The organism is Psychrobacter sp. K31L (assembly GCF_017942195.1).
Taxonomy (GTDB): domain Bacteria; phylum Pseudomonadota; class Gammaproteobacteria; order Pseudomonadales; family Moraxellaceae; genus Psychrobacter; species Psychrobacter glaciei.
Genome location: NZ_JAGKSC010000005.1, coordinates 109,013 through 122,855, shown reverse-complemented (window position 1 = coordinate 122,855; position 13,843 = coordinate 109,013). Strand labels below are relative to the sequence as shown.

Genomic DNA, 13,843 nt, shown 5'->3' with positions numbered 1-13,843 from the left:
ATTGATAACAGTTATCTAATAAGAAACGCAGAATAAGACAAACAAAACAGCACCAGATAAGCCCTCATAAGCGCTTTGTAAAGCAGGCTCTGTTCACAAAATCATCTTTACTATCGCCTCAATCTCCTCTATGTTAAATAGCATAATGCCATATGGGCATCCAAAGCTGCTTTTTTTGCTAAATTTTCGCCTCTTTAGGCGCTTTTATCTATTTAGAACATGTATCACTATAAGGAAAAATTTATGACTCAATCAAACATCACAGACGTTACCACCTATATGCAATCTGTTGGTAAGCAAGCACGCGCGGCATCACGTGCCCTCGCAGCAGCCAATACGAGCGACAAAAACACCGCCCTTATGTCAATCTATGATGTATTGCTAGAGGCGAAAAAAGATATTTTGTCTGCCAATAAAATCGATATGGATAACGGTCGAAAGAACGACTTAGACGCCGCCCTACTTGATCGTCTAGAGCTAAACGATGTGCGCTTCGATGGTATGCTACAAGGTCTAAAAGACGTATCGGCGCTACCTGATCCTATCGGCGAAGTCACTGACATGACTTACCAACCATCAGGTATTCATTTGGGCAAAATGCGAGTACCGCTCGGCGTGGTCGGTATGATTTATGAGTCGCGTCCTAACGTAACATTGGAAGCCGCCTCTTTAGCCTTAAAATCAGGCAATGCGATTATCTTGCGCGGTGGCTCTGAAGCTTTTGAATCCAACCAAGCAATCGCCAAATGTATCTTAGAAGGTCTAAAAAAAGTCGGACTGTCTGAGCACAGTGTGCAAGTATTACAAACGACCGATCGTGCTGCTGTCGGCGAGCTGATTACGATGACAGAATATGTCGATGTCATTGTCCCACGCGGCGGTAAAGGACTGATTGAGCGTATCAGCCGTGATGCCAAAGTCCCTGTGATTAAGCATTTAGACGGTAACTGCCACACCTTTATTGACAGTGATGCCGATCCTGAGATTGCTATCAAAGTCAGCGTCAATGCCAAAACACATCGCTATGGCACTTGTAATACCATGGAGACACTATTGGTCGATGAATCAGTCGCGGCTGAGCTATTACCAAAAATTGCTGAAGCCATCGTTCAAGCCGATGATGCCATGCAACTACGCCTCGATGACAAGTCGCAAGCAATCTTGAATGATAATGCTGTGCTCAAAGGTCATCTATCTGCCGCAACTGCTGAAGACTGGGATACCGAATATTTAGCGCCCATCTTGGCGGTAAAAGTATTGTCAGGTATTGACGAAGCGATTGAGCATATTAATACTCATGGCAGTCATCATACCGATGTCATCATTACCGATAACTATACCAAGTCACAGCGCTTTATCCGTGAAGTTGATTCGGCCAGCGTGATGATTAACGCCTCTAGCCGCTTTGCTGATGGTTTTGAATATGGTCTGGGTGCTGAGATTGGTATCTCAACGGACAAAATCCATGCGCGTGGCCCTGTCGGTCTCGAAGGTCTGACTTCACAAAAATGGATCGTTTATGGTCATGGTGAGACACGCGCTTAGCTCATTGCGTCCCACCCTATCATCTACCGTTTAACTTAACGTATAACCCAAAAAAACGTCAGCTTAATTGCTGGCGTTTTTTTATGAATGACAATATGTTATATATGCTGCATACCTGTTATTTTGTATAAAAATAATCTATAGGAAAGCCGACCCATGCAAAGTGGCAAGATTAAGCACTGGAACCAAGATAAAGGCTATGGCTTTATCGATGTGGACGATCAAAATGAGGATGTGTTTTTTCATGTCAGTAAAGTTCGATTGTCACAGCCGATAACCGTCGGTCAAAGCGTCTATTTCAATAGTGTACGTAATGATAAGAACCAATTACGAGCCACTGAAGTCACGTCATCTTCACTGAGCATTGAACCAGACACTGACAATGACACTGCGTCAAATGTGCCCAAGCACAGGCCTAATAATGCCAAACGAAATAGCCAGCACAGTAGTCGTAGCTCAAATCACAGCAGTCGCGTCTCAAATCGCAGTAATCAAAGCGGTAATCAAAATAGGAGAAGCTTAGGCTCTACCCTATTTAGCCTCATCGCTATTATCGCCGTCGCGTTTTATTTCTTTGGTGACTTAAAATCCACTTTCTTTGCTGATGGTGTTGAGTCGACGACGATATCGGCATCTAAAAGCTCAAGCCCAGCAACCAACTCTGGCATAACGGGTGATGCTCAGATAGATAGGACGGTAGCGCTCATTCAGCAAGGTGGGCCTTTTCCTTATCCAAATAAAGATGGCACGACGTTTTATAATCGTGAGGGCAGATTACCCGCGCAGTCGCAAGGCTATTACCGTGAATACACCGTACCTACCCCTAATGTGTCACATCGCGGCGCGCGGCGTATCGTTACCGGAGGCTATCCACCTACCGTTTATTACTTGACGGTCGACCATTATGATAGCTTTAGAAAATTGGAGGTGAATTAAAATGAGTGAAGCCATCCACTATGTTAATCAAAACCACATTAACCAAAACGGTACAGCACTACATGCGGTCATTCCTATTGAGGCTGTTACCATACCCGTGGGTGACGCACTGGATAAAACCACGCTATTGACGAGTCTAGCCCACGCCTGTGACTTCCCCAGTTATTTTTCGCACAACTGGGACAGCGCGTGGGACTGCTTGACAGATAGCGAGGTGGTGCATTTAACGCTTGATTTGACGGTAATAAAAAGGATAAATACCGAAGATTTCAATGTCTTTAAGAGCATCATTGAGGATGCCTATAGAGAATTTGGCAAACCACAACTGTGGCTCATTGTGCCATCTGAGGGCGAAGTCTAATCACTGAGCGTAGCTGATAGTCACCGATAATTAGTCGTAATCATAGAAACCTGAATTCGAGATAAAGCCATATTTATCCCGAATTCAGGTTAATTTATTTTATAGAAAGGATTAACCTATGGAGATTACCTTAAACGGTTATTACACATTGATATTAGCCACCTTGGTGCTGCTACTTGGCCGATTTTTGGTGAAGAGAGTCAAGTTTTTAGAAGATTTTAATATTCCCGAACCGGTTGCCGGTGGTTTGGTCGCTGCTATTATCGTCTATATTCTCAATATGGTTTGGGGGTATAGTTTTAATTTTCACCAAGGATTACAAACGGCGACCATGCTGATGTTCTTTGCATCTATTGGCTTAAGTGCTGATTTTGGCAGGCTAAAAGCCGGTGGTACGCCCTTATTAATTTTCACTGTCGTAGTCTCCGTCTTCATCATTTTACAAGATATCGTTGGCGTGGCGATGGCAAGTGCCTTGGGGCTTGATCCTCTGCTCGGTCTAGTGACCGGCTCTATCGCCTTGACTGGCGGGCATGGTACGGCAGGTGCTTGGGGCATTACTTTAGAAGAAGACTACGGCGTGGTCGGTGCGACAACACTTGGTATTGCTGTTGCTACTTATGGTTTGGTCGCAGGTGGTATCGTCGGTGGCCCTGTTGCCCGTCGTTTAATTAATCGACTGGGACTAAATCCCACACCTGCCAACCCACACCCTAGTGATATTGAAAAAGTCGCGGGCGCGCAGTCGTTATATAGTACCAAGCATGACGAGGATAACGCGCACAGTGATAAAGAAATCTTTGAGAGACCAGATAGCATGCGCTTTATCACTGCGTCTTCTACTATCGAAACATTAGCGCTCTTTGCTGCGGCATTGGCTTTTGCAGAAGTGATGACACTGGTAGCAGAGGGTACATGGTTTGAGTTGCCTACTTTCGTATGGGCATTGGCAGGCGGCGTTATCATTCGAAATGTGCTAACGATGGTTTTCAATTTTGATATGTTTGACCGTTCGATTGATGTGTTCGGTAACGCCTCTTTGAGTCTATTTTTAGCCATGGCGCTGCTGTCTTTGAAGCTATGGCAATTGACTGATCTAGCCGGCCCTGTATTGATTATCTTGTTGGTGCAGACAGTCATCATGATTATTTATGTCTATTTTATTACCTTTAAAGTCATGGGTAAAAACTATGATGCGGCTGTTTTGTCAGCGGGACATTGCGGTTTTGGTATGGGTGCAACACCCACAGCTATTGCCAATATGCAAGCAGTAACTGACCGCTATCTGCCTTCGCCCAAGGCCTTTTTGATTGTGCCAATGGTTGGTGCTTTCTTTGTGGATATCGTCAATGCGACAGTCTTGCAGATATTTACGAAGTTACCGTTTATGTAGGCTGATGCTGTCACAGATCAAAATTTAATAGCTATCTAGCAAACAACGAATGCTAGACATCGAAAAGCCCGCCAAAACTAATCTTGGCGGGCTTTTTTAATTATCAAGTTATAATAGAGTGTTCAATCAAACCCATTATTTATACTTTTTAATTTCACCACTTTTCACACGAGCTATGAAAGAATTAACCTCTCTTTTCACAATTGGCATCAAGAAATATAGACCGATGATGTTAAAGATCGCCATAGCGAACAGAGCCGCATCTGAGAAGTCGATAACGAAGCTAAACTGTACGATGGTACCGATAACAACGAAGACTAAGAAGATAAGTTTGTATATCATCTCGCCGCCTTTACCTTCACCGAAGAGGTAAGTCCAAGCTTTTAGACCATAATATGACCATGAGATCATCGTTGAGAAAGCAAACAATAATACCGCGACAGCTAGGAAATACTGGAAGATAGGCGCCGTTTCCATAAAGGCAGCACGGGTTAGATCCACACCAGTGAGCGCTTGGGTTTGCAAGTTTGCAACAGTGTTCACCCCAGAGATAGTAATAACGAGCGCCGTCATAGTACAGATAACAACCGTATCAATGAAAGGCTCTAACAGCGCTACTAAACCTTCAGTAGCAGGTTCTTTGGTTTTTACCGCTGAGTGAGCAATAGCGGCTGAACCAACACCCGCTTCGTTAGAGAAAGTCGCACGTTTTAACCCTTGGATTAACGCACCAATAAAACCACCAGCCACGCCAGCACCAGTGAAGGCACCTGTGAAAATCTCGCCAAATGCGGCGCCGATATGATTAAAGTTTGCAACCAGTACGATGACACTCATTGTGATATACAATAAAGCCATAAAGGGTACGACTTTTTCGGTAACGGTTGCAATGCGTGGCATACCACCAATGATAACCATACCGACTAAAAACGCTAAGCCAATACCAAAGAATATACTGTAATCCGTTGGAATGCTAAAAGTAGAGCTCATGACTGCAAAGGCTTGGTTACCCTGAAACATGTTACCAGCACCAAAAGTGGCCAATATACACATAAGGGCAAAACCGACGGCTAACACCTTACCCAATCCACCCATACCACGTTCAGCCATACCGCGGCTTAGGTAGTACATAGGTCCGCCTGATACGGCACCAGAAGGCAGGATCGTACGGTATTTAACACCTAACGTACACTCTACAAACTTGGTCGCCATACCGAACAGACCAACCATAATCATCCAAAAGGTAGCACCAGGTCCACCAATAGCGAGTGCTGCACCGACACCTGCAATATTACCAAGACCGACTGTACCTGACAAAGCAGTGGCTAGTGCTTGAAAATGGCTAACCTCGCCTTCTTCTTTGACAGCAGGGTTTGGGTCAGTATATTTGCCTCTGACAATATCTAAAGACAAGCCTATATGACGAAACTGAATAAAGCCAAAATAAAAAGTAAAGACTAATGCGGCAACTAATAACCAACCTACAATTAGCGGAAAGCTTACTTCCCCAAGAGGTACTGAAAAGAAAATAAGATCGACGAACCAGCCAAATATACTGGCCATAAAGCCATCGAGACCTGCTCCAAATGCTGCTAGACCTGATTGTTGTTCTGCTGCTTGCGCAAGAGTAGTGCTAAGTAATAGCATCGTTGCGACTAAATATTGTTTTTTCATGTAAATCCCTTTAGTGAAAATAATATTTATACAGTTATTTACAGCGATACTGGTACAAAGTGTAATTATTTATTGTACTTTGTATCAGTATTATTACTAAATGTTCAATGCCGACTATATACTAATACTTTTGTATAAACAAAAACATTTACACATTTTTCTCAATTAAACATCAACTTAGCACTTTAAAGCTGATAGCCGAACTCAGTCAAGATCACTATAATTATCGAAAAATGTCGGTAGTACTTTTTAGTATAAATAACAGACTTAAATATAATTAAAAGGGCGAAATGACAATATCAACACAGGTTTGCGTTAAATGATCTAAGACTTGTAGAGAGTAATAACAAAAAAACCGCTAAGCAAAAGCTTAGCGGTTTTTCTTATTACCATTCTAAAGTTTACTGATTTTTAGCATAGACTGGCAATTCTGCACAGATCGCTTCTACTTTACCGCGTACTTCAGTAGCAACCGCTTCATCACCACGGCTGTCTAGTACGTCGCAAATCCAACCTGCCAAGTCACCCGCTTGTGCTTCGTTGAAGCCGCGAGTAGTAATCGCTGGCGTACCGATACGAATACCAGACGTCACGAATGGTGATTTTGGATCGTTTGGTACAGCGTTTTTGTTCACAGTGATGTGAGCTTCGCCAAGCCATTTATCGGCTTCTTTACCCGTCATTTCTTGCTTAACCAAGCTGATCAGCATGAGATGATTTTCAGTACCACCAGAGATGATTTCATAGCCACGCTCTTGGATGACTTTTGCCATTGCTTGTGCGTTTTTAACGACTTGCTGCTGATAGGTTTTGAAGTTGTCTTCTAACGCTTCTTTAAAACAAACTGCTTTTGCCGCGATGACATGCATCAACGGGCCACCTTGGTTGCCTGGGAATACGGCTGAGTTTAGTTTCTTAGCAAGCACTTCATCACGAGCCAAAATCATACCTGAACGTGGGCCACGTAGGGTTTTGTGCGTGGTGGTCGTCACGACATCAGCGAACGGTACTGGGCTTGGGTAAACACCACCAGCGATAAGACCAGCGACGTGCGCCATATCGACCAATAAGTAAGCGCCGACTTCATCAGCGATTTCGCGGAAACGTGCCCAATCGACCACTTGTGAATACGCTGAAAAACCAGCGATGATCATTTTTGGCTTGTGCTCACGCGCTAAGCTCTCTACTTGGTCATAATCGATAAGGCCAGTACCGTCTACCAATCCGTACTGTACGGCATTGTAGTTCAGACCTGAGAAGTTAATGTGTGCGCCATGAGTCAAGTGACCACCAGCGTCTAAGCTCATGCCCAATACCGTGTCATTGGCTTCTAGCAATGCTAAAAATACGGCAGAGTTTGCTTGACTACCTGAGTGTGGCTGGACGTTGACGTATTCAGCGCCGAACAACTCTTTTGCACGATCAATAGCCAATTGTTCAACGACATCGACATGCTCACAACCACCGTAGTAACGCTTGCCAGGATAGCCTTCTGCGTACTTGTTAGTAAGGTCAGTACCTTGCGCTTCCATCACTGCTTGTGAGCAGTAGTTTTCAGACGCAATCAATTCGATATGATTTTCTTGACGAACGCTTTCTGCAGCCATCGCTTCAGCAAGTACTGGATCAAACTCTTTGATAGAAATATCTTTAAACATAGTGATGTCCTAGGTAGTGACTTTCGTTAAAAGACGTTATTAAAAAACGTCATTGAAAATAAGCTATAGCCTACCCGCAATAAAACCATTACTGCGCCAACATCGCTTAAAGTACATTGGCACTTTTGTGCGTAGTTTACCAGTATTAGAGTTATTTTAGATTGGCTGTATTAGCGAAGATTAATAGGAGTAAGCGAGGAAATCGGTCTGTCATTGGCTTATCCAGTTCGGCAATAAATAAGATACGAGTGGGTATCGCTATCATCGCTTTAGACTAAGTGTAACATGAAATTTCATGCTGCGAGCGCAAAAAATCTCACCTTAAGATGAGTGAATTAAATGACCATATAACACAGATAAATAGCCAATAAAATAAAGGATTTACCCGCTCTGAATTAATAGAAAGCTGTCTATAATTCAAAAAACAGCCACCCGAAGATGACTGTTTTCAAATCTATTTTTTAATCTACAGCCATATGCATTTAATTAAAACATGACGCTAATGAACTATTGGATGCTGACCAATGGCTTAGAAACCCAACCTTCACCTTTATCACTTTGTACATGATAGTAGCCATTTTGCTCAATGCCCATGTAAATCATAATGTCTTGCTGAGATAAGATAGCGATTGAGTTTGAAGCTTTATTGGCCTGCGAATGCAGTTTGGTACTTTGTAATTTGCCAGACAATATTGAGCCAGAAACCAGCTTTCCCGTATTGCTCTGAGTGTTTTGAGCCACTGTTTCTGTAAAGCCTACTTCTTCGCCTAAGTCAGACACCGCCTGTTTGCTACCTCTGATGGTATCGGCCGTTCTACCAATTGAGCTGATGGTGTTTTGCACCTCATAAATACTATCCAAAAAACCAGCGTTTGCGTTAACAGATAAAGCAAGCAATGACGTGCTGACCGCTAGCAAGACCATAGATTTTGACGATACAGATAGCAACGGCTTTAATAAACTCATAAGAAGTTCCTGATGTTAAGAAAAGTATAAAAATGTTACCCGAATGTATTTATATCATATTCTTAAATTACCGAACAACTGTTAATTCAATAATAGCACCAATTTATCTTTTTATTTATCATGCGTCACTTGTCATTTTCATAGCCACTCCAATTTGCTATGCATCATTGGCTAAGAATGCTGGCAAAAAGGTTTCGCTGATCATTAGCGTGCGCCCATACCAATCATAACGCGTTTGCCGTTGCCAGCCAGCATCGGTCTGGCTGATAAAACGCTGATTGGGTAAAGTGCGACGACGTTTAAATAACACATAGCCGATGGGCGTGCCTTTTAGCTGTTGCAGCCGCCGCGCGTTGCCTTTTAGAGTCGATAAAGGAAAGATACTTTGCGCTTCTACCCACGGCTGCTCATCATTACCATATAACTGTACTTCACGTATCCACGCCAGTAATGGACGATTCAGCATTGAGCCTTGTAGCCCTAGTTGTCTTTTTTGTTGCAACGTTAAGGGTCGAAAGCCCTCAAAACTGCGTTCTACACGTAATGGCTGCCCTGCTCTTTTTTCTAGTACGGCAGTGAGAGAGCCTTCGGCATTGAGCCAAGGCAATAGCTCAGAGGGCGGGATAAAAGTGGCAGGACAAGCATAAGAGTTACTGGACATAGTTAACGGCTAATAGTGAGAATTTAGAAAATAAACGGCTGCGAGTGTCTGTTAATCAAGCGACATTAATAAAAGCAGATATTAATAATAGGGTCTGTTGAACATTAAAATGTGGAACTGGCAGTGGCTATTTTTTAGACAATACGCAGTGAAATTTTTGACGCCTAGTCATTCTAGGGTAGATAATTTCGCCATGTATTGGCAAAAAATAGTCCTGCCCTGAAAGGCTGATGCTAATATTTGAATGTTCAACAGACCCTAATCAATATTCGTAAAATCGAGCATTAATGATTGATATCAAAGTCTGGCATATTATCGGCGTTAAATGGTAATGCTTCAAACGCCTGCTGACGATATTGCGCCATATGCTCACGATCTCTAGCACAAAAGTCACCAATCGCAGGTACAAAGCGTGGATCATAGATACGATGCAGCGAATGTGTCGTCGTTGGAATAAAACCACGTACCAGTTTATGCTCGCCTTGCGTACCGGGATCAAAGGATTTTAGCCCTTGCTCAATGGCAAACTCAAGCCCTTGATAATAGCACAGCTCAAAGTGCAAGCTATCGTACTCACCAAGCGCCCCCCAATAACGACCGTACAAGGTAGCGTTTTTGCTGTCTGCTTTATCGTATAAAAATAAGCTACTCGCGATAATTTCACCGTCAGCATCCATGGCTTGCGCCAACATAATATGCTCAGGCAATCTATCGGCTAACGCCATGAAAAAATCGAGCGTCAAATAAGGCTTTTGCCCGCGTATTGCATAAGTCATCACATAACAATGATAGAACGCTTGCCAGTCTTCATTCGTGATGTCATTACCGCACTTACGCTGACAGCTAATGCCTTGCTCGGCGACCTTACGACGTTCAGCGCGGATGGTTTTGCGTTTTTTGGCTCTTAGTGTCGCCAAAAATCCGTCAAAATCAGCAAATGGCTGACTGTCTTGGCTGAGGTTTTTATTTTGCCATAAAAACTGACAGCCTTGACGCTCAAGTATTGGCATCTCAATGGGAGCGGACTCCACACCACTTTCTTGGGCGGCTATCGCAAGCTCTATATCGATTTCAGTGGGCATAGACGTGGTGGCAATAGATGCCAGCTCAGGCGTGACAAACAGACCATGCCAGCTTGAGGCGCCCACTTGCTGAGCGACATCATCAACACCAGCAATGGCTGTTTTGAGAATATCATCATTCAAATGCTCACCAGCTGCCAACCAAAGACGCTGACCTGTAATCGGTGTATAGGGCACGCTGGTGACCAGTCGAGGATAGTAATCGATACCATAGCGCGCATAAGCCTCCGCCCATGAGTGATCAAACACAAACTCACCGCGATGATGACCCTTTATGAATACTGGCATGACTGCGACAGGTTGTAGGGCTGTGTCTGCCGCACTCTCTGCTACGCTATCGGTGCTATCAGCATAATCGGCGACACGATGTACCAGAATAAATATCGGTAGCCACCCTGCCTGCTCACCAATCGCTCCCGTGTCAGTCAGTATTTGCCAAAAAGCAAATGACATAAAAGGGGTATCTGGCGTTTGCCACTGTGCTTGGCTCTGCCAGCTGGTATCATTGAGTAGCGCATATTGTAAAGTCATAGTACCTACACTGTTTTTCGTAATGGTCTAGCCTACCAAATGTGAGTGCTTTTGCTGTCACAATTTGCAAAAATAACAATATTTCTTGAAATATTACGCAGCATGCCTAACTATCAAAATAGCATAAAAAAAGCCAGCCACACGAATGTAGATGACTTTACTAAACTAGGGCATGTCCTCAATCTGAACGAAAACGCCTAAATGGGTTAAAGATGAGGACACGCCCTAACTGTCCTAACCGTTCTATTTTTATAAATAATGTGGCAAACCGTTTGTCTGTTAATTGCCTTGATATTATGACTGTCGGTATCCGCTTTAGGACTTCAAAAAAATGGGTTTAAAAAACGGTAATTGTACAGAAAAGATGATATCAAAGCCCATGACTGGTAGAATAAGGCTATTATTAGCTTAATATAATTTGTATACATGAGATATGAATAAAAATAGTACAATTGGTTCATTATGCGAGATTGACATCGCATAGGATCTATAGTGGGTTAATGATAACCAGCCAGCTATTTTCAGGCAGTTTTGCACAGAGAGTCTCAAAGAGACGACTCATGATACATTTGATTCAATCACGATTCACTATCGCATAGAGTCTCTATAGAAATACCCATTTGTTTAAGCATTAATATTAACTACAGCCTAAAGGGATACACTACTATAATGTCAAAAATTATTTATACAAAAACTGATGAAGCCCCAGCGCTAGCAACCTTGTCCTTCTTACCTATTGTCAAAGCATTTACCCAAACCGCAGGAGTTGAAGTTGAAACCACTGATATCTCTGTTGCTGCGCGTGTGTTGGCTGAATTCCCAGAATACTTAAATGAAGATCAGCGCGTTCCTGATAATCTAGCTGAGCTTGGTCGACTGACGCAAGATCCTGATACCAACATTATTAAACTGCCAAATATCAGCGCCTCTGTTCAGCAGCTAAAAGCCTGTATCAAAGAACTACAAAGCAAAGGCTACGGCATCCCTAACTTTCCAGAAGATCCAAAAACCGACGAAGAAAAAGAAATTCGTCAGCGCTATGGTAAGAGTCTAGGCAGCTCGGTTAACCCTGTATTGCGCGAAGGCAACTCAGATCGCCGTGCACCAAAAGCCGTTAAGAACTTTGCGCGCAAGCATCCGCATTCTATGGGCGAGTGGAAGCAATGGTCAAGTACCCACGTATCGCATATGCACAGCGGTGATTTTTACGATGGCGAACAGTCGATGACTTTGGATAAAGCCCGTAACGTGCGTATGGAGCTGTTACTTGATGATGGCACGACGAAAGTATTGAAGCCAAAAATTGCTTTGCTTGATAAAGAAGTCATTGACCTGATGGTCATGAGCAAAAAATCGCTGCTAGAGTTTTATGAGCAAGAAATGGAAGATTGCCGCGAAGCTGGTATCTTGTTTTCACTGCACGTAAAAGCCACCATGATGAAGGTTTCGCACCCTATCGTGTTTGGGCATGCGGTTAGAATTTATTATAAAGATGCATTTGACAAGCATGGTGCTTTCTTTGACGAGCTAGGTATTAACGTCAACAACGGTATGGCTGATTTATACGACAAAATATCTGCCCTACCATCATCTAAACGTGAAGAGATCGAGCAAGACTTGCATGCCTGCCAAGAGCATCGCCCACGTCTAGCGATGGTTGATTCTTCAAAAGGTATCACTAACTTCCATTCACCAAGCGATATTATTGTCGATGCGTCAATGCCTGCCATGATTCGTAATGGTGGTAAAATGTGGGGCGCTGATGGCAAACTATATGATTGTAAAGCCGTCATGCCAGAGTCTACCTTCGCCCGTATTTATCAAGAAATGATCAATTTCTGTAAATGGCATGGTAACTTTGATCCAACCACCATGGGTACGGTTCCTAACGTAGGCCTCATGGCACAAAAAGCAGAAGAATATGGCTCACACGACAAAACCTTTGAGTCTAGTGCTACTGGTATTGCCCGTATTGTAGATATTGATACCGATGAAGTATTGCTTGAAAAGGATGTGGAAAAAGGTGATATCTGGCGCATGTGTCAAGTTAAAGACGACCCTATCCAAGACTGGGTGAAGCTTGCCGTCCGCCGTGCACGTGATTCAGATACGCCTGTCATCTTTTGGTTAGACCCGTACCGTCCACATGAGAACGAGCTAATCAAAAAAGTTAACATGTATTTGAAAGATCATGATACTGACGGTCTGCACATTGAAATCATGTCACAAGTTCGCGCCATGCGTTATACCTTAGAGCGTGTCGCTCGCGGTCTAGATACTATCTCTGCCACGGGTAACATCTTACGCGATTACCTAACAGACTTGTTCCCTATCCTAGAGCTAGGAACGAGCGCTAAGATGCTATCAGTCGTGCCACTAATGAAAGGTGGTGGTTTGTTTGAAACTGGTGCTGGTGGTTCTGCACCCAAGCACGTTGAGCAGCTGGTAGAAGAAAACCATCTACGTTGGGATTCATTGGGTGAGTTTTTAGCTTTGACTGAGTCGTTGGAGCATTTGGCCAAAAACGATGACAATGCTAAAGCGCAAATCTTAGCAGATACGCTTGATAGAGCCACTGAAACATTGCTGCTAAATGACAAGTCGCCGTCACGTAAGACGGGTGAGTTAGATAACCGTGGTAGTCACTTCTATCTGGCGATGTACTGGGCTGAAGAGCTTGCTGAGCAAGACCAAGATGCAGACCTTAAAGCGCAATTCGCCCCATTTGCGCAAAAGCTTAAGAGCAATACAGACGCGATTATTAAACAGTTCAATGAAGCTCAAGGCAAAGCGGTAGATATCAAAGGCTACTACTTCGCGGATGAAGCGTTGGCTGAAAAAGTCATGCGTCCAAGCACCTTATTCAATGAAGCGTTAGCATCGCTGTAATAGATTTAACTGGCTGGTCTCAAGTAACGTTACTTCTTCATACTTTTGCAGCTAGCGTCAGTTAAAAAACAATAAAACACCCCACCGCTCTATAGAGTTGTGGGGTGTTTTTTATTATCCGCAGATAAAAAGGTAATAGTGCCTATA

General features: G+C 43.4%; 10 protein-coding genes. 5 read left to right on the top strand and 5 right to left on the bottom strand.

The genetic code is table 11. The annotated features are described in order from the left end of the window. Positions 1-243: 243 nt before the first annotated feature. From J5X94_RS09680 to gltS, 4 genes are all read left to right on the top strand, one after another. A complete protein-coding gene (locus J5X94_RS09680; protein WP_210541114.1) occupies positions 244-1,545 on the top strand; it encodes a glutamate-5-semialdehyde dehydrogenase in 1,302 nt (433 codons plus the stop codon). A gap of 156 nt (positions 1,546-1,701) precedes the next feature. Next, positions 1,702-2,481, top strand: a complete 780-nt coding sequence (locus tag J5X94_RS09675) for a ribonuclease domain-containing protein (RefSeq protein ID WP_210541113.1) — start codon at positions 1,702-1,704, stop codon at positions 2,479-2,481. A gap of 1 nt (position 2,482) precedes the next feature. Then, on the top strand, positions 2,483-2,842 hold the full coding sequence (locus J5X94_RS09670; protein ID WP_210541112.1) for a barstar family protein: 360 nt from the start codon (positions 2,483-2,485) through the stop codon (positions 2,840-2,842). Positions 2,843-2,960: 118 nt separating this feature from the next. Further along, positions 2,961-4,235: a sodium/glutamate symporter gene (gene gltS, locus J5X94_RS09665; protein ID WP_210541111.1), complete on the top strand. Its 1,275-nt coding sequence runs from the start codon at positions 2,961-2,963 to the stop codon at positions 4,233-4,235. A gap of 135 nt (positions 4,236-4,370) precedes the next feature. Here gltS and J5X94_RS09660 read toward each other — a convergent pair whose 3' ends face one another. From J5X94_RS09660 to J5X94_RS09640, 5 genes are all read right to left on the bottom strand, one after another. Beyond that, positions 4,371-5,909 carry an alanine/glycine:cation symporter family protein gene (locus J5X94_RS09660; protein WP_194620785.1) on the bottom strand — a complete coding sequence of 513 codons (1,539 nt, stop codon included), beginning with the start codon at positions 5,907-5,909 and terminating at the stop codon, positions 4,371-4,373. Positions 5,910-6,310: 401 nt separating this feature from the next. Continuing rightward, the gene (gene glyA, locus J5X94_RS09655; protein WP_210541110.1) at positions 6,311-7,567 is read right to left on the bottom strand and encodes a serine hydroxymethyltransferase; all 1,257 of its coding nucleotides are present in this window, start codon (positions 7,565-7,567) and stop codon (positions 6,311-6,313) included. A 507-nt stretch (positions 7,568-8,074) separates the two neighbouring features. Next, a complete protein-coding gene (locus J5X94_RS09650) occupies positions 8,075-8,533 on the bottom strand; it encodes a hypothetical protein (RefSeq protein WP_210541109.1) in 459 nt (152 codons plus the stop codon). Between the two features lie 157 nt (positions 8,534-8,690). Then, entirely contained in the window at positions 8,691-9,194 is a 504-nt protein-coding gene (locus J5X94_RS09645; RefSeq protein WP_210541108.1) for a chorismate--pyruvate lyase family protein, read from the bottom strand. 284 nt (positions 9,195-9,478) lie between these two features. Continuing rightward, entirely contained in the window at positions 9,479-10,807 is a 1,329-nt protein-coding gene (locus tag J5X94_RS09640) for a GNAT family N-acetyltransferase (protein WP_210541107.1), read from the bottom strand. A gap of 669 nt (positions 10,808-11,476) precedes the next feature. Here J5X94_RS09640 and J5X94_RS09635 point away from each other — a divergent pair. Continuing rightward, positions 11,477-13,696 (top strand): NADP-dependent isocitrate dehydrogenase, encoded by a 2,220-nt coding sequence (locus J5X94_RS09635; RefSeq protein WP_210541106.1) that lies wholly within the window; start codon positions 11,477-11,479, stop codon positions 13,694-13,696. Positions 13,697-13,843: the final 147 nt, after the last annotated feature.

Excerpts from the sequence above, each read along its gene's own strand:
- J5X94_RS09640 (WP_210541107.1), bottom strand. The coding sequence starts at position 10,807 with ATGACTTTACAATATGCGCTACTCAATGATACCAGCTGGCAGAGCCAA.
- J5X94_RS09670 (WP_210541112.1), top strand. The coding sequence starts at position 2,483 with ATGAGTGAAGCCATCCACTATGTTAATCAAAACCACATTAACCAAAAC.
- J5X94_RS09645 (WP_210541108.1), bottom strand. The coding sequence starts at position 9,194 with ATGTCCAGTAACTCTTATGCTTGTCCTGCCACTTTTATCCCGCCCTCT.
- gltS (WP_210541111.1), top strand. The coding sequence starts at position 2,961 with ATGGAGATTACCTTAAACGGTTATTACACATTGATATTAGCCACCTTG.
- J5X94_RS09635 (WP_210541106.1), top strand. The coding sequence starts at position 11,477 with ATGTCAAAAATTATTTATACAAAAACTGATGAAGCCCCAGCGCTAGCA.
- J5X94_RS09680 (WP_210541114.1), top strand. The coding sequence starts at position 244 with ATGACTCAATCAAACATCACAGACGTTACCACCTATATGCAATCTGTT.
- J5X94_RS09675 (WP_210541113.1), top strand. The coding sequence starts at position 1,702 with ATGCAAAGTGGCAAGATTAAGCACTGGAACCAAGATAAAGGCTATGGC.
- J5X94_RS09660 (WP_194620785.1), bottom strand. The coding sequence starts at position 5,909 with ATGAAAAAACAATATTTAGTCGCAACGATGCTATTACTTAGCACTACT.
- glyA (WP_210541110.1), bottom strand. The coding sequence starts at position 7,567 with ATGTTTAAAGATATTTCTATCAAAGAGTTTGATCCAGTACTTGCTGAA.
- J5X94_RS09650 (WP_210541109.1), bottom strand. The coding sequence starts at position 8,533 with ATGAGTTTATTAAAGCCGTTGCTATCTGTATCGTCAAAATCTATGGTC.